Annotated in this window: 19 protein-coding genes; 11 read left to right on the top strand and 8 right to left on the bottom strand. The window is 68.3% G+C overall.

The genetic code is table 11. The features are described from left to right. The first annotated feature begins 58 nt into the window (after positions 1 to 58). Positions 59 to 1,249 carry a CoA transferase gene (locus NXI30_22295; protein ID MCR9096961.1) on the top strand — a complete coding sequence of 397 codons (1,191 nt, stop codon included), beginning with the start codon at positions 59 to 61 and terminating at the stop codon, positions 1,247 to 1,249. A gap of 44 nt (positions 1,250 to 1,293) precedes the next feature. Here NXI30_22295 and NXI30_22300 read toward each other — a convergent pair whose 3' ends face one another. The 3 genes from NXI30_22300 to NXI30_22310 all read right to left on the bottom strand — a co-directional run bounded on the left by NXI30_22300 (position 1,294) and on the right by NXI30_22310 (position 3,716). Then, positions 1,294 to 2,316 carry a BtrH N-terminal domain-containing protein gene (locus NXI30_22300; protein ID MCR9096962.1) on the bottom strand — a complete coding sequence of 341 codons (1,023 nt, stop codon included), beginning with the start codon at positions 2,314 to 2,316 and terminating at the stop codon, positions 1,294 to 1,296. A gap of 41 nt (positions 2,317 to 2,357) precedes the next feature. Beyond that, on the bottom strand, positions 2,358 to 2,756 hold the full coding sequence (locus NXI30_22305; protein ID MCR9096963.1) for a nuclear transport factor 2 family protein: 399 nt from the start codon (positions 2,754 to 2,756) through the stop codon (positions 2,358 to 2,360). A 78-nt stretch (positions 2,757 to 2,834) separates the two neighbouring features. Beyond that, positions 2,835 to 3,716 (bottom strand): SDR family NAD(P)-dependent oxidoreductase, encoded by an 882-nt coding sequence (locus NXI30_22310; GenBank protein ID MCR9096964.1) that lies wholly within the window; start codon positions 3,714 to 3,716, stop codon positions 2,835 to 2,837. A gap of 175 nt (positions 3,717 to 3,891) precedes the next feature. Between NXI30_22310 and NXI30_22315 the strand changes: the two genes are divergently transcribed. From NXI30_22315 to NXI30_22325, 3 genes are all read left to right on the top strand, one after another. Next, positions 3,892 to 4,647, top strand: a complete 756-nt coding sequence (locus tag NXI30_22315; protein ID MCR9096965.1) for an SDR family oxidoreductase — start codon at positions 3,892 to 3,894, stop codon at positions 4,645 to 4,647. 119 nt (positions 4,648 to 4,766) lie between these two features. Next, positions 4,767 to 5,933 (top strand): acetyl-CoA acetyltransferase, encoded by a 1,167-nt coding sequence (locus tag NXI30_22320; protein MCR9096966.1) that lies wholly within the window; start codon positions 4,767 to 4,769, stop codon positions 5,931 to 5,933. 36 nt (positions 5,934 to 5,969) lie between these two features. Further along, complete coding sequence (locus NXI30_22325) at positions 5,970 to 6,401, top strand: OB-fold domain-containing protein (GenBank protein MCR9096967.1); 432 nt, start codon at positions 5,970 to 5,972, stop codon at positions 6,399 to 6,401. Positions 6,402 to 6,428: 27 nt separating this feature from the next. On the opposite strand, the gene NXI30_22330 is transcribed toward NXI30_22325, so the two are convergent. Continuing rightward, entirely contained in the window at positions 6,429 to 7,400 is a 972-nt protein-coding gene (locus NXI30_22330; GenBank protein ID MCR9096968.1) for a carbon-nitrogen hydrolase family protein, read from the bottom strand. Between the two features lie 159 nt (positions 7,401 to 7,559). Between NXI30_22330 and NXI30_22335 the strand changes: the two genes are divergently transcribed. Together NXI30_22335 and NXI30_22340 are read left to right on the top strand one after the other, a co-directional pair. Next, positions 7,560 to 9,938 (top strand): CoA transferase, encoded by a 2,379-nt coding sequence (locus tag NXI30_22335; protein MCR9096969.1) that lies wholly within the window; start codon positions 7,560 to 7,562, stop codon positions 9,936 to 9,938. 52 nt (positions 9,939 to 9,990) lie between these two features. Then, entirely contained in the window at positions 9,991 to 10,584 is a 594-nt protein-coding gene (locus NXI30_22340) for a hypothetical protein (GenBank protein ID MCR9096970.1), read from the top strand. Here the strand turns inward: NXI30_22340 and NXI30_22345 are convergent. From NXI30_22345 to NXI30_22360, 4 genes are read right to left on the bottom strand one after another with little or no spacing between them, the layout of a single operon-like run. Next, a complete protein-coding gene (locus tag NXI30_22345) occupies positions 10,581 to 11,285 on the bottom strand; it encodes a site-2 protease family protein (GenBank protein ID MCR9096971.1) in 705 nt (234 codons plus the stop codon). The two genes, NXI30_22340 and NXI30_22345, sit on opposite strands and share 4 nt — an antisense overlap. Before the next feature lie 9 nt (positions 11,286 to 11,294). After that, positions 11,295 to 12,179, bottom strand: a complete 885-nt coding sequence (locus NXI30_22350) for an SMP-30/gluconolactonase/LRE family protein (protein MCR9096972.1) — start codon at positions 12,177 to 12,179, stop codon at positions 11,295 to 11,297. Between the two features lies 1 nt (position 12,180). Next, a complete protein-coding gene (locus NXI30_22355; protein MCR9096973.1) occupies positions 12,181 to 12,309 on the bottom strand; it encodes a hypothetical protein in 129 nt (42 codons plus the stop codon). A 37-nt stretch (positions 12,310 to 12,346) separates the two neighbouring features. Then, the gene (locus NXI30_22360) at positions 12,347 to 12,946 is read right to left on the bottom strand and encodes a CDP-alcohol phosphatidyltransferase family protein (protein MCR9096974.1); all 600 of its coding nucleotides are present in this window, start codon (positions 12,944 to 12,946) and stop codon (positions 12,347 to 12,349) included. 227 nt (positions 12,947 to 13,173) lie between these two features. Between NXI30_22360 and NXI30_22365 the strand changes: the two genes are divergently transcribed. The 5 genes from NXI30_22365 to NXI30_22385 all read left to right on the top strand — a co-directional run bounded on the left by NXI30_22365 (position 13,174) and on the right by NXI30_22385 (position 21,718). Next, positions 13,174 to 14,757: a hypothetical protein gene (locus NXI30_22365; GenBank protein MCR9096975.1), complete on the top strand. Its 1,584-nt coding sequence runs from the start codon at positions 13,174 to 13,176 to the stop codon at positions 14,755 to 14,757. Continuing rightward, on the top strand, positions 14,754 to 15,674 hold the full coding sequence (locus tag NXI30_22370) for an acyl-CoA desaturase (protein MCR9096976.1): 921 nt from the start codon (positions 14,754 to 14,756) through the stop codon (positions 15,672 to 15,674). The genes NXI30_22365 and NXI30_22370 overlap by 4 nt, the downstream gene beginning before the upstream one ends. Positions 15,675 to 15,820: 146 nt before the next feature. Next, positions 15,821 to 18,514, top strand: a complete 2,694-nt coding sequence (locus NXI30_22375) for an MMPL family transporter (GenBank protein ID MCR9096977.1) — start codon at positions 15,821 to 15,823, stop codon at positions 18,512 to 18,514. A 139-nt stretch (positions 18,515 to 18,653) separates the two neighbouring features. After that, positions 18,654 to 19,793 (top strand): zinc-binding dehydrogenase, encoded by a 1,140-nt coding sequence (locus NXI30_22380; GenBank protein ID MCR9096978.1) that lies wholly within the window; start codon positions 18,654 to 18,656, stop codon positions 19,791 to 19,793. A gap of 41 nt (positions 19,794 to 19,834) precedes the next feature. Beyond that, entirely contained in the window at positions 19,835 to 21,718 is a 1,884-nt protein-coding gene (locus tag NXI30_22385; GenBank protein MCR9096979.1) for a DUF3604 domain-containing protein, read from the top strand. Positions 21,719 to 21,779 lie beyond the last annotated feature (61 nt).

Below are 21,779 nucleotides of genomic sequence, written 5' to 3' on the forward strand. Positions count from 1 at the left end.
AGTTCGGGATTGTCCTAACTTCGCTTCCGGCGATTCCTCGCGAGGAGTGACGATTCCGATGCCCGGCCCCCTCCATGGTTTCCGCGTCCTCGAAGTGAGCGAGCTCATCTCCGCGCCGCTCGGCGTGATGATGCTCGCGGAGCAGGGGGCCGAGGTCATCAAGGTCGAGCCACCGCGCCACGGCGACGAGGCGCGCCAGCTCGCCAACCATCGCGCGGGCATGGCGGGGCTCTACCTGACCTCGAACCACGAGAAGCGCTCGATCGGGATCGACCTGAAGAAGCCGGAGGGCAAGGCGCTCTTCGACGAGCTCCTCGCGACCGCCGATGTCCTCGTCTCGAACTGGCGTCCCGGCACGGCGGAGCGGCTCGGATTGGGCGAAGAGGACGTCCGGAAGATCCATCCGGACATCGTCTATGCCGCGGTCGTCGGCTACGGCGACGACGGTCCCTACGCGGATCGGCGCGGCTACGACCCGATCTTCCAGGCGCTCACGGGCTACGTCGCCGCGCAGCTGAACCCGGAGATCCCGATCCCGGACCTCGTGCGCCACGCGATCGTCGACAAAGCGACCGCCTACACCCTCGCGCAGGGCATCACCGCGGCGCTCCTCGCCCGGGAGCGCGGCGCGCCGGGACAGAGCGTGCGGGTGACGATGCTCGACGCGGGCATCGCGTTCTTCTGGCCCGACGGCATGCTGCGCCACTGCCTGGTCGGCGACGACGTCGCGAATCCGATGGTGCCCGGCGAGCGCTACACACTCACGCCCACGAAGGACGGACAGATCGTCTTCTGGGCGAGCACCGCCGAGCAGATGCAGGGCACCCTGCGCGCCGTCGGTCGCGACGACCTCGCGAAGAGCCCGCGCCACCAGGGCAAGGCCCTGATCGAGCCGGCGAATATGGAGGAGCGGGTGGCCGCGGTGGCGGAGGGGCTGTCGCGCATGGCGACCCACGACGCCTACGCCGCGCTCCTCGAGCAGCAGGTCCCGGTCGCGCCGATCCTCTCCCAGGCCGAGGTCCTCGAGGATCCGCAGATCGTCCACAACGGCACGATCGTCGAGGCGACCCATCCGGTCTACGGGCGCTATCGCCGGGTCCGCCCGGCGGCGCGCTTCTCGCAGACGCGCTTCGAGATGACGAAGCCGGCGCCGATCTACTCCGAGGACGCCGACGCGATTCTCGAAGAGCTCGGCCACGACGCCGAAGCGCGGCAGGCGCTTCGCGAGAAGGGCGTGATTCCGGATTGATCGAAGGACGCGGCGGCGGCGGCCCGTGAGTGTGGGCCCGACGATCAGCCGACCGCGTCGGCGAGGCGGGTGAAGAGCGTCTCTTCGAGTTCGGCGGCACGGGCGATGTGGCCGGCGGCGTCCTTCCAGGGGCCCGGATCCCCGGGTGTGTCCCGGGCTCGCAGGATGTCGCCGCTCGCGGCGGTCCATTCGTCGGCGGCGGAGACGCAGAGGTCCGGCGCCGATTCGGGGACGAGCTTCTCGTCGAGCGCCCGGGCCCAGGTGAGGAAGCCTGCGTAGAGGCGGCGGAAGTTGCCGCCGCCGTTGCCGAACTTCTCGAGCAGCGGCGCGTTGAAGCTGGCGGTCGCCTCGGCGTTGGCGAGCGCCGCGACCGACGGCAGGGCGTCGCCGTAGGCGCGGGTGCCCTCGACGCCGAGCTTCGCTCCCGGGAAGCTCGAGGACTCGTTCTCGCCGAGCATCGAGGCGGCGCACGTCCGGATCGCGGTCTCGGCGGCGGTCCGCAGGTCGTTGCCGACGGCCGTGTCGTGGAAGCGGCCCCAGCGATTCCGGTCGGACATCGGCGTCGGCGCGTTCCGGCTGATCTTGACGGCGGCGAGGGAGCAGATCTCGAATTTCTCGCGGATCCGGTCGCCGATGTAGACCTCTTCCCGTTCGTCGTCGAAGCCCATCAGGACGAATCGATGGGAGGGGAAGTTCACCTTGTAGTCGCGATAGTCGAGGTAGAAGATGTCCCCGGCGAGCATCGTCGGCCGACCAGCGAGGACCTCTTCGCGGACGACGGCCCAGGCATGGTCGTCGTCGTCTTCCGTCCGCTCGCGATAGTCGATTCCCAGGTGGCGACCGAGGTCGACCTCGAAGGTCGCGGTCCGGCCGAAGACCGCGACGGCGTAGTCGGCCTGTGGATTGTCGCGCTGGTCGATGAACCCGCTTCCGAGGCCCGCCCCCAGCCCGAAGGTCGCGTCTTCCGGCAGCTGGAGATCGCAGTAGAACGCGAGCAGGCCGCGCATCGAAGCGCTGCCGCAGTGTTCGCCGGGGTGGATCCGGTAGTCGTCGATGACCTTGCGCATGGCGGGCTCCTCTCGCGAACGGCTGCGTGCGGGCGTGGCGTTCAGGTCAGGACGATGTCCGCGAAGCGCTTCGAGTCGACGTGCTCCTCGATCTCGGCGATCCGTCCGTCGCGGACGATGTAGACCCAGATGTACTCGTTCTGATAGTCCTTGCCGTTCGCGGCCTTGCCCGTCGCAGACTGACGGATCACCACCTTGTCCCCTTCGGCGATGATCCACTTGACGTCGACCTTCATGGTCGGCATGTCGAAGAATCTCGCCCCCGCCTCGGCCATGGTCTGCATCACGGCCTCGCGGCCGGTCGTCTCCCCGAGCGGCACGCTCTGGGGAGGACGCCACTGGAGGTCGTCGGCGAGGAGAGAGGCCATCTTCTCCCCGTCGCCGCGGCCCTGGGCCGCCAGGTAGTCGAGGACGACCTGCTTGCTGGCTTCTCCGTCCATGTCGGCTCCTTCTCCGGTCTGTTCTTCGTCGTCGGGTCCGTCGCGTGGGTCAGGCGACGCGCCCCCATTCTAGGAGATCTAGAAGATCAGGCCGGGGACGTTCGCCGGCTCCGGCCAGTCCTCGACGGAGGCGCGGATCTTCTGCCCGATCTCGTCCGGGCTCCAGACCTTCGAGACGTCCGCGTCGTCGGCGATCTTGAATTGCGCCGGATAGAGGAGGGAGACGCGGTTTCCGCTGATCACGAACTGCTTTCCGGTGATGTCCGCCGCGTCGTCCGAGCAGAGCCAGGTGATCGCCGGAGAGACCTTGTCGGTCGTGTACTTCTCCTCGGCGCCTTCCGGGAAGATGTCGGCGGTCATGCGTGAGTAGGCGTTCGGGGCGAGCACGTTCACCGTGATGTTCGCCTTCTTGGCCTCGATCGCGAGGCAGCGCATGAAGCCGGCGATGCCGGCCTTCGCGGCGCCGTAGTTCGTCTGGCCGAAGTTGCCGATCAGGCCGGACGTCGAGCTCGTCATGATGATCCGGCCGCCTTCGCCCTGCTCGATCATTCGGAGGTAGGCCGCGCGGGTCGGGTGATAGGTTCCCTTCAGGTGGACCGCGATCACCGGGTCCCAGAGGTCCTCGGTCATGTTCTTGAAGGACTTGTCCCGCAGGATGCCGGCGTTGTTGATCAGGATGTCCAGGCGACCGAACTCACCGAAGGCCGTATCGACCAGCTTCTCCGCGTCTTCGGCGCTCGTGACCGATCCGTAGTCCGCGGCGGCGCGCCCGCCGGAGTCCACGATCTCCTTGACCACCTCGTCCGCGACCCGGGATCCGTCCCCGGAACCGTCCACGGCACCGCCGAGGTCGTTCACGACGACCGCCGCCCCTTCGCGCGCGAGGGAGAGCGCGTGGGACTTGCCCAGGCCTCCGCCCGCTCCGGTCACGATCGCCACCTTGCCGTCCAGCAGTCCCATATCGCTTCTCCTCGTCGGTCTTCTTCGGGGTCCGGACCCCGACCGGGTCGAGACAGGTAACGCGAGCCCGCAGGAGCGACCAGCGACGGAGAGTCCGGGCGCGCGAGGCCTCTGCGACGTTGCCCGGGGTCGAGCCAGGGCCGATGATGGCGGTCCAACGAAGAAGGAGAGCGTCATGCCCGGATCGAACGAAGTCGCGGTGATCGTCGGAGGAGGTCCCGGCGTGAGCGCGAGCTGCGCACGCCTCTTCGAGGGGGAAGGAATGGCGGTCGCGATCGCGGCGCGCACGCCCGGAAAGCCCGAGCTCGTGCAGCTCGAGAACGAGTGCGGCGTGAGACCCTTCGAGTGCGACGCGACGGAGGCGGACTCGGTCGATCGTCTCTTCACGTCGGTCGAGGCGGAGCTCGGTCGTCCCACCCTCGTGGTCCACAACATCGACGGCCGCACGAGCGGCATCTTCCGCAAGAAGATCACCGAGGCGGATCCGGAGCTCGCGAAGGCGACGCTCCTCAACTCGGCGTTCAGTGCCTTCCTGGTGGGCCAACGCGCCGCGCGCTCGATGCTTGCCGGTGACCTGCCGGAGAGCGGACAGCGCGGGACCATTCTCTTCACGAACGCCAGCGCCGCCTTCAAGGGCTATCCGCTCTCGGGGGCGTTCGCGATCGCCTCCCACGGCAAGGCCGGGCTCGCCGAGAGCATGGCGCGAGAGCTCGGCCCGCAGGGCATCCACGTCGTCCACTGCCCGATCGACGCCGCGATCGGCAACACCCGCGAAGACGGGAAGCGCGCGCATTGGCTCGCCGGGGAAGCGAGCGACGACAACATGGCCGACCCGGCCCGGATCGCCGAGACCTACCTCCATCTCCACCGGCAGCATCGCTCGACCTGGACCTTCGAGGCGATCATGCGGCCCTGGGTGGAGAACTGGTAGCGACGGATCGGGGTGGTTGAGGAAGGGCGCACGATTCACGAAGCTTGGTCTTCCGGCGAAGCTCGGCGCGAGTCGCTCGTGGGCGTCGGTGGATTTCGAACTTCGAGGAGCAATCGCGCATGCACGGAGAAGCAGTCGTCGTCGGTGTCGGCGAGTCGGCGTACTACAAGCACGGGGGATCCCCCGATACCGAGTTCCAGCTCGCATGCACCGCGATCCGGAACGCGGTCGAGGACGCCGGACTCCGGCTCTCGGACGTGGACGGTCTGGTCTCCTACATGGACTACCGCAACAGTCCGCTCCGGCTGGCGGACGCCCTCGGGATCGGGGACCTCAAATGGTCGGTCACGCCCTGGGCCGGCGGTGGCAACAACTCTTCGGCGACGATGCACCTGGCCGACGCCGCCGTGTCGGCCGGCCACGCCGAGGTCGTCGTCTGCTTCCGGGCCCTCGCCCAGGGGCAGTTCCAGCGCCTGGGCTCCGGGGCCGGCCTGATGGCCGGAACCGCTCCGGAAGGCCTCGCCTGGGGCCTCCCCTACGGCCTGATGACGCCGGCGCAGGAATGCGCCCTGCAGACCGCGCGTTGGATGCACGACCACGGCGTCTCCCAGGAGGCGCTCGCGAGCGTCTCCCTCGCCTGTTATGCGAACGCCCAGCTGAATCCGCGCGCCGTCCGGCACGGCCGACCGCTCACCCGCGCGGACTACCACGACTCCCGCTGGATCGTGGAGCCCTTCCATCTCTTCGACTGCTGCATGGAGAACGACGGCGCCGCGGCCCTCGTCGTGACCACGCCGGAGCGGGCGAAGGATCTGCCGGGGAAGGCGGTGCCGATCCTGGCGACGGCCCAGGGAAAGGGACCGGACATCGGCATCTACGCGTTCCAGGACCGCTGGTTCCCGAGCATGTACTACGAGGGCGTCGCCGAGCAGATCTGGAACCGCTCCGGCCACAAGCCTGCGGACGTCGACGTCGTCCAGATGTACGAGAACTTCACGGGGCCCGTTCTGATGGCGCTCTGCGAGATGGGCTACTGCGAGCCGGCGGACGTCGAGGCCTTCGTCGGCGACGGACGTCTCGAGGGACCCGACGCCGCGGTCCCCTTCAATACGAGCGGCGGCAACATCGCCGAGGCCTACATCCATGGTCTCGAGATGGTGGTCGAGGCGGTCCGTCAGGTTCGCGGCGACTCGTCCTGTCAGGTGAAGGACGTCGAGCTCTCCCTCGCCGTCGGCGGCCCGGGTTACGCCCCGGGCAGCGCCGTTCTCTTTGGCCCTGCGCTCTAGGCAGCGGCCCCGCCCTTCGATTCCGGAGATTCCAAGATGGCCCGATATCTCGGTGACGACTTCCTCCTCCCCCAGCTCACGCCCAACAACACGCCCTGGTACACGGCGGGCGAGATCCAGGTCCAGTTCTGCGACGACTGCGGTCACGCGCAGCATCCGCCGGACGAGATCTGTTATGCCTGCCAGGGCACGAATCTCTCGTTCAGGGCCGTCGACGGCACCGGGACGGTCGAGAGCTTCGCGCGCGTCCACCATCCGCTGCACCCGGCGCTCAAGGACCGGGTGCCCTACGTGATCGCGATCGTCTCGATCGACGGCGCGCCGGGCTGCAACGCCCAGGGCAACGTCGTGAACTGCGATCCCGGCGACGTGTCGATCGGCCAGAAGGTCCGCGCGGTCTTCGAGGAGGCGGTCGAGCCCCAGACGGGGACGAAGCTGCTGATTCCGCAGTGGGAGCCGGCGGAGTAGGGCGCGCGCTCGGGCAGCGTCGACGACTCAGACGCCGGCGGCGAGCTTCGCGAATTCCTCGGCGATCAGACGCGACGTGGGCTGCTGGTGGGTCGCACGCCACTCCCGCCAGGGGAAGACGCTCTCCCATCGGTGGAGCTTCTCGAAGCTGACCGTCGCCGAGACGAGCCCTTCTCCTGCCTCGGCTTCGGCGAAGACACGCGAGAAGGACGGGAAGTCGGGGCCGGCGATCGTGCTGTGGCCCAGGAAGTGGGCAGCGCGGCCCTCGTCGAGACCGCCCGCGGCATAGGTGCTGCTCGCGTCCGCGCCCTGTTGCGCATGATTCGCGCTGACCACGTAGCAGTGGTTCTCCTGGGCGCGGACCTGGGTCGTCGCACGCATGTACTCGCGCTTGTTGGGTCCGCTGAACGTGGCGCAGCAGTTGAGAATCACGCGTGCGCCCTTGAGTGCCATGAGCCGCGTCAGCTCCGGGTTGAACCAGAAGTCGTAACAGATGATCACGCCGACCGGTCCGTAGCGGGTCTCGAAGACGGGAATCGAATCGCCGGGCGTGAAGGTGATGCCTTCCGTCACCCAGGGCAGCGAGCCGAGATGGAGCTTGCGATAGGTGCCCTGGATGCCTTCGGGACCGATGAAGGCCGAGGCGTTGTAGAGCGTCTCGGGATCGTTCGCGTCGCGTTCGGCGAGACCGACGGCGCAGTAGAGATCGAGCTCCCGGCAGAGCTCGGCGATCCGTTCCGTCGACGGGCCAGGGACGGTCTCGGCGAGCGCGTGGTGATGATCGCAATGCGCGACGCCTGCGCGGCACGCGGCGCACTCGGCGGCGCCGACGAGCGCCTCTTCCGGAAAGGCGACGATGTCGATCCCCTGGGCGGCGGCCTCCCGGAGGTTGGCCTCGATCTTTGCCAGGTTGGCTTCCTTGTCACCGCTCGCGACGCCCATGTTGCAGGCGCCGAGGGTCACGACCTTCTCGTAGGACGCGTATCGCTCGGGGATCATCGGCCGGCCTCCTCGGCCCGGCGCGGGCCGTCCTCGAGAGTTTGGCGCGCCACGCCCGGATGCGCCCCTCCCGCAGGGTTGCTTCCCCCTCGAGGGCGTTCGATCCTTCGGGCTCCGTCGCGGCGATCGCGGCGCGCCCAGCAAGGAATCGACGAATCCATGCGTGACCCCCTCGCCGGCTTCCGAGTCGTGGACCTGACCGTCGACCGTGGCGAGCTCTGCGCGCGATTGCTCGCAGACCTCGGCGCCGAGGTGATCAAGGTCGAGCCGCCGGAGGGCTCCCCGGCCCGCGCGCTCGCCCCGCTCCACGAAGGCGTCTCTCTCTTCTTCGCCGCCCGCAACGCGGGCAAGCGTTCGGTCGTGATCGACCTGCCGGCAGAAGAGGAGAAGCTCCACGCGCTCCTCGCCTGCGCCGACGCCTTGGTCCTCTCCGACGGTTCTCTCGGCGATCTCGATCCCCACGCGCTCTCGGATCGACACCCCCATCTCGTCGTCACGGCGATCACGCCCTACGGAATGACCGGACCGTGGAAGGATCGCGTGGCCACCGATGGCGTCGTCGCGGCCACGGGCTCGATCGCCTTCAAGGCCGGCGTTCCCGAGAAGGCGCCGCTCTTTCCGCCGGCCTCCTTCGTCGACGACTGCACCTGCATGCCCTTCGCGTTCGCCACGCTCTGCGCTCTCTGGCAGCGTGAGGAAACGGGATACGGCCAGGTGCTCGACTGCTCGGCGAACGAAGCGATCGCGAACCAGGGCGACTGGACGCTGCACAACATCTGGTCGGCCCGGGAGTTCGGACAGCCGACCCCCGAGCTGCGCAACGGGCCGGGGCCGGTCTGGCCTTCTTTCAAGTGTGCCGATGGGTTCGTGCGCGTCGTCATGCTCGCGGCGCGCCAGTGGATCGCGATGCGCGCCTGGCTCGGCGAGCCCGAGTACCTGCAGGACCCGGAGCTCGAAAATTTCGTCGCACGACTCGGGCTCTCGGAGACGGTGATCAACCCCTTGATCGCCGAGCTCTTCGCCGACAAGTCGATGGACGAGATTTCGACGGAGGCCCAGCGGCGCGGGATCGTGTGCACGCCCCTCGCGATGCCGTCGGACGTGCTCAAGAACGAGCACTTCCTCGAGCGGGGGACCCTCGTCGAGGTCGAGCTCGGCGGCGGACTTCGCGGACCGATCCCGGCGGGCTTCTTCGAGGTCGACGGCGTGCGCCAGGGTCCGAAGGTCGGACCGCCGGCGATCGGCGCCGATACCGAGGAGGTCTTCGCGAATCTCGGCGACCCGCGATCCGTTCCGCCTGAAGCGCCGGCGCCGGGGCTTCCCCTCGAAGGCTTGCGCGTGGCCGACTTCGGGCACGGCGGCGTCGGCGTCGAGATCGGTCGCATGTTCGCCGAGTACGGCGCGGACGTGATCAAGATCGAGAGTCGTAGCTATCCCGACTTCATCCGGGTGCAGACGGGCGGTGAGATGTCACCGGGCTTCGCTTCGTCGAGTCGGTCGAAGCGCGGCTTCGGGGCCAACGCCAAGCACGACGACGGGCGGGCCGTCCTGAAAGAGCTCGTCGCCAAGTCCGACCTCGTGATCGAGAACAACTCGACCGGCGTGATGGACGAGCTCGGACTCGGCTGGGACGTGCTCTCCGACGTGAATCCCTCGGTCGTGATGCTCTCCAGTCAGCTGATGGGCGCCCGCGGGCCCTGGAAGGATTTTCGCGGCTACGGGCCGAGCACCCGCGCGGCGGGCGGGCTCGAGATGCTGTGGAACTACGGGGACCAGGAAGAGCCGGCGGGCGGCATGTCGATCTTCCCGGACCACGTGGCGGGGCGCGTCGGCGCGATCGGGTCGCTCGCGGGCCTGATCGGGCGACGTCGCGGGGACGGGCGGGGCGCCCACGTCGAGCTCGCCCAGGTCGAGACCACCGTCGGCATCGTCGGGGACCTCCTGACCAAGGAGGCCCTCGCCCCCGGCACCGTTCGTGCGACGGGCAACCGACGTTCGCGCGGCGCACCGTGGGGACTCTTCCCGTGCGAAGGCGAGCAGCAGTGGGTGGCGATCACGGTCCGGGACGATGCGGACTGGTCGGCGCTCGTCGAGGTCATGGGCGCCCCGGCGTGGGCGAAGGACGAGGTGTTGGCGACGGCCGAAGGCCGACATGCGCGCGTCGACGCGGTCGAGGCCGGTGTCGCCGAGTGGACTTCGGGACGTTCGCGGGAAGCCGTCGCCACAGCCTGTCAGGCGGCCGGCGTTCCCGCCGGCGAGATGCTCACGACGCTCGAGACCGAGGTGAACGAGCACTTCGTGGCGCGGGGCTTCCCGATCGTGATCCCCCAGCCGGGTCTCCTGAACGAGAACCAGCTCTTCGACGGGCCGGGCTTCACCGGGTCGCGGATGACTCCGCCGCGGATCGAAGCGGCCCCGATGATCGGAGAGCACACCCGCGAGATCTGCCGCGACCTGCTCGGGATGGACGAGGCCGAGATCGAGCGTCTGGTCGCGGACGTCGCCCTCGAGGTCACGCCCGCCGTAGAGAAGGCGTAGCGCCGCAGAGCAGCTTCGTGAGAGAACAGCTGCGCGAGGTAGAGAGGACCCGATGTCCGACACGCTGTATTCGCCGCCGACCTCCGACGTCGGCAGTGGCCTCGGGACCGACGAGGAGCGCTTCTACGTCGTCGGCATCCGCAAGTACGTCGTACTGAGCATCGCGACGCTCAACCTCTACCACGTGTATTGGTTCTGGCGGAACTGGCGCAACGTGCGCGATCGGGACGGCGAGGACCTCTGGCCGATTCCGCGCGCGCTCTTCAGCGTGTTCTTCACGCACTCCCTGTTCCGGAAGGTCGACGAGTCCCTCCGGTCGAGCGGCCGGCGCTACGCCTGGTCCGCCCAGGGAACGGCGAATGCGGTCGTGCTGCTCACCGTCGTGAGCAACCTCTCGAGCAATGTCACGAATCGGATCGAAGACCTGAGTCCGTTCGTCGACGTCGCCGTCATGGGGATGTCGCTGCTGATCCCCTTCGCGACGGTCCCCGCCCAGCGCGCCGTCAATACGCTGAACGGCGATCCCGAAGGCACGGCGAACGACGGGCTGAGCCTGGCGAACTGGCTCTGGATGATTCCGGGCGCGCTCTTCTGGATCCTGATCCTCGTCGGATTCGCGGCGCTCTTGTCCGGCGAGCCGCTCTAGCGATAGCTCACGTCGGGGTAGAGCAGGCCGATCGCGGTGAACAGGACCGGCCGGAAGATCGAACGGAACTGGGTGAAGACGACGATCAGTCCCACGATCGCGACGAAGGGGTGCCGGACCAGGGCGTAGTATCCGTCGAGCATCGACTCCGGCACGAGCAGCGTGAGCGCCGTCCCTCCGTCCAGGGGAAAGATCGGGAGCATGTTGAGCAGGAAGAGCAGCAGGTTCATCGAGAACGCGACGCTCATGATGAACCCGAGGCCTGCGGCGAGGCCATTCGGATCGCCGCTCGATTCGGTGATCTGATCGAAGTTGATGCTCATCGGGATTTCGAAGGCGCCCATGGCGAGGCCGATCTGGACGCCGACCGCCATCAGTACGACGACGGCGAGGTTCGCCGCCGGACCGGCGAGGGCCATCCAGGCCGCGCGTCGGGGATGGCGCTCGGCCCAGGCCGGATCGAAGGGCGCGCTCGCCCAGCCGAGCGGCCAGCCGGAGAGGGCGACGCCGATCAGCGGAAGGACGACCATGCCGAAGGGTTCCCGCTTCATGTGCGGGACGGGATCGAGGGAGACCTGCCCTCCTTCGTAGGCGGTCGGATCACCGCCCAGGAGGGCCGCCGTCGCGTGGGCCGCCTCGTGGATCGTGACGGAGAAGACGAAGACGGCGTAGTAGACGATCGCGGAGACGGGATCGAACATCGGACGCGCCTAGGGCCGGCCCGCGCCGGGCACGTCGACCCGCAGCGCTTCGATCCACGCGGATCCCGCGGCCATGGGCTTCGGTCCGGGAAGCTCCCGGCTCACGGCCATCAGCAGCGTCCGCCGGTCGGGTCCGCCGAGGGTGCACGCGATCGCGGCGGCGCCCTCCGCCGGGACGACGCAGTCGGTGACCTCGCCGCCGGGCAGCACGCGATAGAACTTCCGAGCGATCGGGTCCCCGAGCCAGACGGCGCCCTCGGCGTCGAGGCAGATCCCGTCCGGTGGCGCGAAGTCGATTCCCGGCTCGGGGGTCAGCTCGGCGTAGATCCGACGATTGGAGAGCGACCCGTCCTCCGCGACGTCGAAGGCCGTCAACCGGAACCCGCCGGATTCCGCGACGATCAGCGTCCGGCCGTCTTCGGTCAGGATGTGGCCGTTGGGCGCGACGAGGTCCCCGGCGGCGCTCGCTGCGGCGCCGTCGGGTCGCACGACGATCGTCTGCCCGGGCCCCGGGGCCGCGGTCTCGGCGTGGACGTCGAAGCCCATGTCGCCGACCCAGGCCGTCCCGTCCGGCGCCGAGATCATGTCGTTCAGGTTGCCGACCGCGAGCCCGGAGAGGTCCGCGTGAACGACGACCGAGCCGTCGGACTCCACGCGGCGCAGCTGCTGCGTCGCCATGGCGACGACGAGCAGGCGACCGTCCGGCAGCCAGCCGAGGCCCGACGGATGATCGTCCTCGATCCGAACGACCTCGTGGGCCTCTCCATCGAGGGTGGAGCGCATGACCCGATGGCCGTGCATGTCCGAGAACCAGAGCGCACCCTCGTGCCAGCGCGGCCCTTCGACGAAGTGGAAGCCCGAGAGAATCGTCTCGGCTTTCGAAAGGGTGCGCATGTCAGGCCTCCTGCTCGCTGATCTCCGGCGATTCACCGCGGTCCTCGAGTCCCAGGACGGTCTCGTGGAAGTACACGCTCTCGTCGAGATCGCCGACCTCGATGCAATCGCGTTCGATGCTGACCTTCATCGGAGGCTCCTCCCGGATCCGTGGATCGAGTTGGACTCTAGTCGTTCGAGGCCGACCGAGGCAGGCCCGATTTCCTCGACTCCGCACGCCGACGAAGAGCGACGGCCAGGCTGGGCACGTCCGGCTGCCAGGTTTCGAGAGCCCAGACCATCGCCGCGTTCTCGAATCCCGCGAGCAGGCAGACCGAGCCCGCGACGTAGTACAAGACCGGGACGAAGCCCTTCGTGAAGAGCACGAGCACGAAGGCGGCGAAGAGGAGGATACCCGCCTGGGCGAGGCGGGTGTGGAAGCTGGACGTCCGCCCGTACCGGACGAGGGAGGCCAGGTGCACGCCCGTCCAGACGACGACGATCGCCCAGAGGAAGGCACCGTGGTCGGTGTAGACGATCGGATGGAAGGACCACACGCCGTAGAGGATCGCGACGATGAGCGAGACGTCCGCGACCGAGTCGAGCACCGCGCCGAGCCGACTGACCCAACCGAAACGACGGGCCAGCCATCCGTCGAGTCCGTCCGTCGCCCACGCCGCCACGACGAGTCCGAAGAACGCGCCTTCGCGCTCCTGGTTCGCGAGCACGACGAGAACCGGGACGCAAGCCAGCCGAAGCAGAGAGAGCAGGTTGGGTAGTTGAGGCATCGGGTCTCGTCGTCGGACCACACCGACCGAGCGAGGTTCGCACGTCCGACGCACATCGGGAATGGAACGACGCATCGCTGGGCGCCGAACCCGCGGCGCCTCACTCGGGTCGTTCGCCGAAGTGATCCCCCTTCGATCTGTCCGGCGTCCGGGGAAACGGACTAGACTGGTGGTCTCCGGTGGCGTTCGGCGCGTGAACCGGTGTGAGGCTCCCGATGCGAAGCACGATGGATTCAGTCCCCGTTCGGCCCGCCGTCGGTCCGCTTCCGAAGAAGCGTGTCCTGATCGTGAACTGCTACTTCGCCGAGGTGCGCGAGCCGGTGAAGCGAAGCAACGAGGTCCCGAACGCCCTCGCGCCGGTCCTGCTCGCAGGCCACTTCGATCCCGAGGCCTGCGAGGTCCGGCTCTACAACGAAGTGAACAGCGGCGTGATCGAGGTCTACGCGCCGGAGCTCCTCTCCTGGCCCGACATGGTCGTGATGACGGGGCTCACGGCGGCCTTCGACCGCCTGCTGCACGTGAGCGCCTACGTCCGGTCCGCCAATCCGAAGGCGGTGGTCGTCGCCGGAGGACACGGAGTCCGGGCGCTTCCGCGCTACTCGGAGCAGTTCTTCGACTACGCCTGCCAGGGCGACGTCGACGACGTCCGCGAAGTCGTGCGCGAAGCGTTCGGGGAGGATTACGTCGCCCGGGAGTTCCGGCCCCGGTACGACCTCGCCTACTGGATGAAGCGGATCGGCTACGTCGAGTCGAGCCGGAACTGCAACTTCCGATGCAGCTTCTGCAGCCTGACCGGAGTCGGGCGACCCTACGCGGTCAACGGGATCGACTACCTCGAAGCCCAGCTCGAGGCAGTGGGCAAGCGACGCGTCCTCTTCTTCAACGACAATCAGCTGCTGGGCGACGGTCAGAAGACCTTCCGCTCGCGGCTCGAGCGTGTGGGGGCGCGGCGCGAAAGCGGCCAGTTCGACTACTGGGGTGGGTTCGTGACCCAGCCCTTCTTCTGGGACGAGGAGAACGTCCGCCTCGCCCACGACACCGGCTGCGTCTCGCTCTTCGTCGGGGTGGAGTCCTTCGTCGACGAAGCCTGGCTCGAGGGCGTGAACAAGTCGCAGAACGCGCGACAGAGCCAGGTCGAGCTGATCCGCCGCTGCCTCGATGGCGGAGTGCTCTTCCAGTACGGGCTCGTCTTCGATCCGACGAAGCGGACCGTCGCCGAGATGTCGCGAGAGCTCGACGTCATCTGCGACACCCCCGAGATCCCGGTGCCGCTCTTCATCTTCACGTCGATCCCGTTTCCGGGCACGCCGCTCTTCCACGAGCTCCTCGCCGAGGGGCGGATCCTGCCGAACACGAAGATGCGCGACCTCGAGAGCTCGACGCTCTCGGTCGCGCCGCTCGATCCCGTCGAGGACGTCGTCGGCTTCATTCGCGGCGGCAAGAACTTCCGCGGCTACCGGCGGCGGGTCTTCGACCACCAGCGCGAGCACCTGGCGCGCTATCGCGATTCCCTGTCCTTCGATCAGAAGATCGTCTCGAACCTCGCGGTCGCCGCGATCCTCTTCCCGGGCCAGTTCTCCAGCCCGAAGTCGCTCCTCGTCGGCAAGCGCCCGCGGACCCACGTGAGCACGACCGACCGGCTCGACGACGTCTACACGCCGCGACTCCCCGTCGACGCGCGCTGGGCGCATCATTTCGAGCCCACGGTCCTGGTCGAGCCCTCCGGCGAGCTGAATCCGAAGCTCGCCGAGGACGCCCTCGATACGCGCTTCCGGAACGCCGAGCGGGTCGCGAAGGTCGGTTCTGCGTGACGGGCGACGGGGCCGTTCGATACCACCAGCGACGCGCCCGTCCGCTGGGCGAGCGCCGCAAGGCCGCGTTCCTGATCGGACTCATGCACCTGGCGCCGCTCGTCGGGCTGTGGATCGGTCCGAACGCCCTCGACTGGCGGATCGTCGCGTGCGTCTACCCCTTCCAGGCGATCGGGATCGGCGTCTCGCTCCATCGCTACTTCGCGCATCGCTCTTTCAAGACGAGTCGTCCCTTCCAGTTCTTCCTGGCGCTCTGCTCGGCGTCGATCTTCGGCGATCCGGTCGGCTTCGCCGGCAAGCACCGGATCCACCATCAGCACGTCGACCGCGAGACCGACGTGCACACGCCGCTCCACGGCTGGTGGGCATGCTGGATGGGGAGTCTCCTCGACAGCGGCTACACCGAGGAAGAGATCCTCCGGCGGGTGGCGGACCTGCGCCGTTATCCCGAGCTCATGTGGATCCACCGGAACGCGAGGCTGCCCGGCCTCACGCTGATCGCGCTCGCGGCGCTCTTCGGGGGTGTGACGGCGGGGCTCGAAGCGGGCCTGGTCGCCGGGATCACGGGAGCGATCACCGCCGGGACCGTGGGCGTCTGTCTTCCGACGATCGTCGGCGTTCACCAGACGAGTGCGGTCAACTACTTCACCCACAAGTACGGCACGCAGCGCTTCGAGACCGGCGATCACTCGACGAACAACCTGCTCGTCGCGCTCGTCACCTGGGGAGAGGGGTGGCACAACAACCACCACCGCTACCCCCGGTCGGCGCGGGCCGGCTTCCTGTGGTGGGAGATCGACCCCTTCTTCTGGGTGATCTGGCTCTTCGAGCGCCTGGGCCTCGTCTGGGACGTCCGAAGGCCCCCCCTCGAGCTGACGAAGTCGCCGGCCGTCCGGGCGGAAGCCTCGACCGCCTGAAGCGCGCCTGCAGTCCGGGCGGAAGCCTCGACCGCCTGAAGCGCGCCGGCCGCTTCGGAAGGCGACGAAAGCGGGCCCGCCGTCGATGGCGGCCGCGTTTCCCGCTGGTCTAGGCTAGCTCCGCGTCATCTCCGACCGGGGTACCCATGAGCAGTGAAGGGCGGGCCGCGAGCGGCCTCATCGAAGCGCTGAACCGATTCTTCCGCGTCGTCGCAGGATTCTGCTTCGACTTCCGGTGGGGTGTGCTGGCGGCGTCGCTCGCCTTCGCGGTCGGCGCCGGCATGGTCGCCGAGGGCGTCGGCTTCGACGCGAGCTACGAGCACTACTTCTATCCCGGGGACACGACCTACCAGTCGTACGAGCAGTACCGCGACGACTTCGGCTCGGACGAGGTGGCCTACGTCGGATACGAGGTCGCGGGGCTCGAGCATGGCCCGTGGAACGTCGTGGCGATGGAGCGTCTCGTCCAGCTGACCGAGGCCCTCGAGGACGAGGTGCCCTTCATCTACGAGGTGACGACCCTCGCGAACGCCGAGCTGACCGTCGGCGACGAAGACGGGATCGAGATCACCAAGATCATCGACGACTGGCCGCTCACCCAGGCCGAGCTGCTCGAGCTTCGGGAGGCGTATCTCAAGAAGCCGATGCTCGTCGGCGGCATCATCGACGAGGACGCCGACTTCGGGGCGCTCATCCTCGAGATGGACCGGTCGAGCACGGATCCGCCCGACGAGATCCTCGCGCCGCCGGAGCAGCAGCCCTTCCCCGACGATCCGGGGAACTACGAGAACCTCTACCCGCAGGTCACCGACGCGAAGATCTTCGAGATCCTCGCTCGGCCCGAGTACGACGACTACGAGTTCTGGGCCTCCGGCGATGTCCCGATCAACGCCTACTTCAACCGGATCATCTTCGTCGAGCCCGACTTCCTGATGCAGATCGCGATGTTCGTAATCGCGATCATCCTCTGCCTCACGTTCCGCGAACGATCGTCGATCGCTCGGCAGTTCGGGTTCGCGGCGCTCTACGCCGGGGGGACCCTGGGTGCCCTCTACGGGGTCTCGCTGCTCGAGGCGCCGGCCCTGGCCGGGTTCGCCCTCACGCTCCCCCTCGCGATGCTGGTGGTCGCCTGGAGTCTCGCGATCGCGTGCAAGGCCTTCATCTCGGTGACGGCGCCGCTCGTGGTCGTCCAGCTGAGCGTGATCGCGACGGTCGCGTTCATGGCGCTGGTGGGTTGGGACATCTCCCTCGGATTCAGCGGGACGCCGACCCTGCTGACGGCGATCGGCGTCGCCCACTCCGTGCACGTCCTGTCGGAGTTCAAGACGAATCTCGCAGAGGGGCGCGCCCGGCGGACGGCGCTGGTGGAGACGATGGGGCTCGTCGGCATGCCCTGTCTGCTCACGAGCGTCACGACGGCGGTGGGTTTCGCCTCGATGAGCTTCGTACCGATCAAGAGCCTCGCGCAGGGCGGCGTCACCGACGCGGTCGGCGTCCTGCTCACGTTCGTGTTCTCGATGACGCTACTGATGTCACTGCTCTCGATCGACTGGCTCGAGGGATTCCGCTGGATCGCCGCGAAGGTACGCGGCCGCGAGGCGACGAGTGAGCCCGTCGTGGGCGCCGTCGATGCGTCGGCGAAGGGCGGGGACTGGATCAAGTCGGCCCTCGACTCCGTCGCTTCGCTCAACATCGCCCATACGAACCGGCTCCTCGCGATCTTCGCGGTCTTCCTCGTGACCTGCCTGATCGGAGCGACGCGAATCGAGGTGGACTCGAACTATCTGAAGGACTTCTGGCCAACGTCCTGGATGTACGTGAACACGGTCAAGGTCGACACGGAGATGGGCGGGACGACGAACGTCGTCTACCTCTTCGACGCCGGCGAGGACGACGCGATCAAGGAGCCCGCGGTCCTGCGTGAGATCGATCGTCTCCAGCAGAGCGCGAACCAGGAAGACTGGCTCGTCACCAAGACCTACTCGATCGTCGACATCGTGAAGGATCTGAACCAGGCCTTCCATGGCGACGATCCCGCCTACTACGCGATCCCCGAGACCCGAGAAGAGGTCGCGCAGTATCTCCTGCTCTACGAGAGCTCCGGCGGCGAGGAGGCCGAGGAGTACGTGACCTCCGACTACCGGCGAGCCAACGTCGAGCTCCGGCTCAAGATGGACCGCACGGCGGCCATGCAGGAGCTGATCCGCGGTCTCGACGCCGAGCTCGAGGACCCGCCCCTCGAGGAGACCACCGTCTCGCTCACCGGGATCGGCGCGCTCTGGCTGATCCTGATGGACTACATCGTGTCGAGCCAGATCCAGGGGCTCACGCTCGCCTTCAGCGTGATCACCCTCTTCATGGTCCTGCTCTTCCGCTCCTTCAAGATCGGCTTGATCTCGATGGTGCCGAACCTGGCGCCGGTCCTGCTCGCGCTCGGCGCGATGGGGTGGTCGGGGATCAGCCTCGACTACAACAAGGCCACGATCGCGGCGATCGCGCTCGGGATCTCCGTCGACGACACGATCCATCTCATGACGCGCTTCCACCACGAGTTCGGCATCCATCAGAACTATCGGAAGGCCCTCCGCGAAGCGCTCGGCGACGTCGGGCGTGCGCTCGTCATCACGTCGATCGCGCTCGTCCTGGGTTTCCTGGCGATGTCGTTCTCGGAGCTGCGGTCCCAGGCGTTCTACGGGCTGCTGCTGGCGAGCGCCCTCGTGACGGCGCTGATCGCGGACTTCTTCTTCATGCCGGCGCTCGTGCTGCGCTTCGAGCCCTTCGGACCGGAAGGGCAGGGGGCGGGCAGCGCCCGCACCGAGGAGCTCAGGGAGGCGGCCTGAACGTCTCACGGGTCGTGGCTCCGGGAGCCGGCTCGCGCCGGACGCGCGGTCCTGCCGGATCGACGCGCGGCGGTCTAGCATCGGGGCCGCGTCCCCCGTCTCCCGCCATGCGGCGCGCGCTCGCCGCACCGAGGTCCCCATGTCCGAACCCGTCCCCTCGACCTGTCTCCAGATCCTGAGCAACGCCCGCTCCGACGGCTTCATCGAGCTGAGCCTCGGCGAGGTCGACGTGCCGGCCCCCGGCGAGAACGAGGTCACGATCCGCGTCGAAGCGGCGCCGATCAATCCGTCGGATCTCGGCCTGCTCGTCGGCCCGGCCGACGTCTCCGCCGCCGTCGCCAAGGGCACGCCCGATCGCCCCGTGGTCGAGATCCCCGTCGACGAGCGCCTCCAGCGCGCGCTCGCGGCGCGACTCGACCAGGCGCTGCCAGTCGGCAACGAGGGCTCGGGTGTCGTCGTCGCGGCGGGGTCGGGGGAGGCCGCGCAGGCGCTGCTCGGGAAGGTCGTCGGCTTCATCGGCGGCGCGAGCTACTCGCAGTACCGGACGGTGCCCGTCGGGATGACCCTCGCGATGGAGGAGGAGACGACGCCGCGGGAAGCGGCCGCCTGCTTCGTGAATCCGCTCACCGCGCTGGGCATGGTCGAGACCATGAAGCGCGAAGGCCATACCGCGCTCGTCCACACGGCCGCGGCGTCGAATCTCGGACAGATGCTCCAGAAGATCTGTCTCGCCGACGGAATCGATCTCGTGAACATCGTGCGACGCGAGGAGCAGGCGGAGATCCTGCGCGGGATCGGGGCGAAGTACGTCGTCGACTCGAGCGCCGACGATTTCCGCGCGCAGCTGACCGACGCCCTCGCGGAGACCGGCGCGACGATCGCCTTCGACGCGACCGGCGGCGGCAAGCTCGGCGGACAGATCCTCGGCTGCATGGAAGCGGCGCTCAACCGGAGCGGCGGGGCCTACAGCCGCTACGGCTCGGACACGCACAAGCAGCTCTACATCTACGGTCGCCTCGATACGAGCCCGACCCAGGTCGGCTCCGACTTCGGCTTCGCCTGGGGGATCGGGGGCTGGCTGCTCACGCCCTTTCTCCAGAAGCTCGGCTCCGAAGCGGGCGCGCTCTACATGCGCGTCGCGAAGGAGATCAAGACGACCTTCGCGAGCCACTACACCGCGGAGGTCAGCCTGGCCGGTGCTCTCGACGTCGAGACGCTCCAGGCCTATCAGCTGAAGGCCACGGGCCAGAAGTACCTGATCGAGCCGCAGCGCGGTTGATCGAGGGACCCGGGGGTCCTGATTCCCAGAGGAGGGGAGAGATGCGCGTCCGAATCGCATTCGTCGTGTTCATGGTCCTCGCGGCGCTGGTCGTCGCGAGCAGCGCCCAGGCGTGGGGTCGCAAGGAGACCCAGGCCTACTACGGAGAGCTCCACCTGCACACGGCGCTCTCGACCGACGCCTGGTTCAACGGCACGCGGAAGCATCCCTACACCGCCTACCGCTTCGCGATGGGCGACCCGGTCACGCTGACGAACGGGGCGACGTGGGCCCTCTCCCGCCCCCTCGACTTCGTGGCGATCACCGACCATGCCGAGGCCTTCGGGGACCTCGCGCTCTGCCTGCGACCCGGCTCGGTCAGCTACGACACGCCGATGTGTGAAGCCATGCGGACTGGGAACGACCCCGTCCGGATGGGACAGGTCATCGGCGGCTGGAACGTCGACGGCGCCACGCGGATCCCCGAGGTCTGCGGTGAGGACGGTGCGCTGTGCATGGAGGAGGCGCGCTCGACGTGGCAGTCGCTGATCGATGCGGCGAATCGCGCCAACCGCCCGGGCGAGTTCACGGCGCTCGTCGGCTACGAATATTCTCCGGTCGCGCTCGGACCCGAGGGCGCGATCAAGGTCCACCGCAACGTGATCTTCCGGAGCGACGACGCGCCGGATCGGGCCTTCAGCTCCTACGACGGGACGATCGAGGACCTGTGGGCCTGGCTCGACGAGGAGTGCGCGCCGCCCTGCCAGGCGCTCACGATTCCCCACAACTCGAACGCGTCGTCGAGTCGGATCTTCTGGGAGGGCAAGAACTCCGACGGTTCACCGTGGTCGCAGCAAGTGCTCGAGCGCCGCGCCCGCCTCGAGCCCGTCGTCGAGATCTACCAGGGCAAAGGCTCGTCCGAGTGTCATCCGGGGCTCGGCCTGACCGACGAGGAGTGCGGCTTCGAGCAGTGGGTGCGCAACTGCGAGGAAGGTGAGCGCCTCGGCTGCGCCACGACCAGCGACATGGTTCGCGACACGGTGGTCCGTGGCCTGCGCGTCGAGGAAGAGCGAGGAATCAATCCCCACAAGCTCGGCTTCATCGGCAGCACCGACTCCCATCTCGGCACCCCGGGCGCCGTCGACGAGACGGACTACCAGGGGCAGCTCGGCAATCCCGACGACACGCCGGAAGAGCGTCTTTCCGGCGGCTTCGCAAGCTTCGACGTCGACCAGCTCGGTCAGGCGGGGAACGCGCCGGATGGCGGCTGGGGATTCATGGGGCCGACGAAGTTCAGCCCCGGTGGTCTCGCCGCGGTCTGGGCGACGGAGAACACCCGGGAAGGGATCTGGGACGCGCTGGCGCGCAAGGAGGCCTTCTCGACCAGCGGCCCGCGGATCCAGGTGCGTTTCTTCGGCGGGTTCGCGCTGCCCGAGGATGCCCACGAGCGTCGCAACGCCGTCGCGACGGGCTATCGCAAGGGCGTCCCGATGGGCGGGGATTTCTCGGACGCGCCCGAGGGCGCGGCGCCGCGTTTCCTGCTCTGGGCCGGCCATGACCCCGAGAGCGCCCGGCTCGGGAAGATCCAGGTCGTGAAGGGCTGGATCGAGAACGGCGAAGAGCGCGCGGCGGTCTACGACGTGGTCTGCTCGGACGGCGCGCAGCCGGATCCGACGACGCGCCGCTGCCCCGACAATGGCGCCGGGGTCGATCTCGCCACCTGCGCGCTGACCGGCGACGGCGGCGACGCCGAGCTCGCGACGACCTGGACGGACCCGGACTTCGATGCGAGCAAGCGCGCGGTCTACTACGCGCGCGTGCTCGAGAATCCGGTCTGCCGATGGAGCACCCACGACGCGATCAAGATCGGCGCCGAACGGTCTCCTTTCGTTCCTGCGACGATTCGTGAACGCGCCTGGACCTCCCCCATCTGGTATTCACCTTAGTCCCGGCCGCGCATAGCACGCCGCTTTCGACGCCTTCTCCCTGCGCGATCCTCGACGTACA

Source organism: bacterium (genome assembly GCA_024742285.1).
Lineage (GTDB): Bacteria > Myxococcota_A > UBA9160 > UBA9160 > UBA4427 > UBA4427.

Excerpts from the sequence above, each read along its gene's own strand:
- NXI30_22300 (MCR9096962.1), bottom strand. The coding sequence starts at position 2,316 with ATGCGCAAGGTCATCGACGACTACCGGATCCACCCCGGCGAACACTGC.
- NXI30_22355 (MCR9096973.1), bottom strand. The coding sequence starts at position 12,309 with ATGAAGGTCAGCATCGAACGCGATTGCATCGAGGTCGGCGATCTCGAC.
- NXI30_22325 (MCR9096967.1), top strand. The coding sequence starts at position 5,970 with ATGGCCCGATATCTCGGTGACGACTTCCTCCTCCCCCAGCTCACGCCC.
- NXI30_22385 (MCR9096979.1), top strand. The coding sequence starts at position 19,835 with ATGCGCGTCCGAATCGCATTCGTCGTGTTCATGGTCCTCGCGGCGCTG.
- NXI30_22380 (MCR9096978.1), top strand. The coding sequence starts at position 18,654 with ATGTCCGAACCCGTCCCCTCGACCTGTCTCCAGATCCTGAGCAACGCC.
- NXI30_22345 (MCR9096971.1), bottom strand. The coding sequence starts at position 11,285 with ATGTTCGATCCCGTCTCCGCGATCGTCTACTACGCCGTCTTCGTCTTC.
- NXI30_22360 (MCR9096974.1), bottom strand. The coding sequence starts at position 12,946 with ATGCCTCAACTACCCAACCTGCTCTCTCTGCTTCGGCTGGCTTGCGTC.
- NXI30_22295 (MCR9096961.1), top strand. The coding sequence starts at position 59 with ATGCCCGGCCCCCTCCATGGTTTCCGCGTCCTCGAAGTGAGCGAGCTC.
- NXI30_22320 (MCR9096966.1), top strand. The coding sequence starts at position 4,767 with ATGCACGGAGAAGCAGTCGTCGTCGGTGTCGGCGAGTCGGCGTACTAC.
- NXI30_22375 (MCR9096977.1), top strand. The coding sequence starts at position 15,821 with ATGAGCAGTGAAGGGCGGGCCGCGAGCGGCCTCATCGAAGCGCTGAAC.
- NXI30_22315 (MCR9096965.1), top strand. The coding sequence starts at position 3,892 with ATGCCCGGATCGAACGAAGTCGCGGTGATCGTCGGAGGAGGTCCCGGC.
- NXI30_22335 (MCR9096969.1), top strand. The coding sequence starts at position 7,560 with ATGCGTGACCCCCTCGCCGGCTTCCGAGTCGTGGACCTGACCGTCGAC.
- NXI30_22350 (MCR9096972.1), bottom strand. The coding sequence starts at position 12,179 with ATGCGCACCCTTTCGAAAGCCGAGACGATTCTCTCGGGCTTCCACTTC.
- NXI30_22305 (MCR9096963.1), bottom strand. The coding sequence starts at position 2,756 with ATGGACGGAGAAGCCAGCAAGCAGGTCGTCCTCGACTACCTGGCGGCC.
- NXI30_22310 (MCR9096964.1), bottom strand. The coding sequence starts at position 3,716 with ATGGGACTGCTGGACGGCAAGGTGGCGATCGTGACCGGAGCGGGCGGA.
- NXI30_22340 (MCR9096970.1), top strand. The coding sequence starts at position 9,991 with ATGTCCGACACGCTGTATTCGCCGCCGACCTCCGACGTCGGCAGTGGC.
- NXI30_22330 (MCR9096968.1), bottom strand. The coding sequence starts at position 7,400 with ATGATCCCCGAGCGATACGCGTCCTACGAGAAGGTCGTGACCCTCGGC.
- NXI30_22365 (MCR9096975.1), top strand. The coding sequence starts at position 13,174 with ATGGATTCAGTCCCCGTTCGGCCCGCCGTCGGTCCGCTTCCGAAGAAG.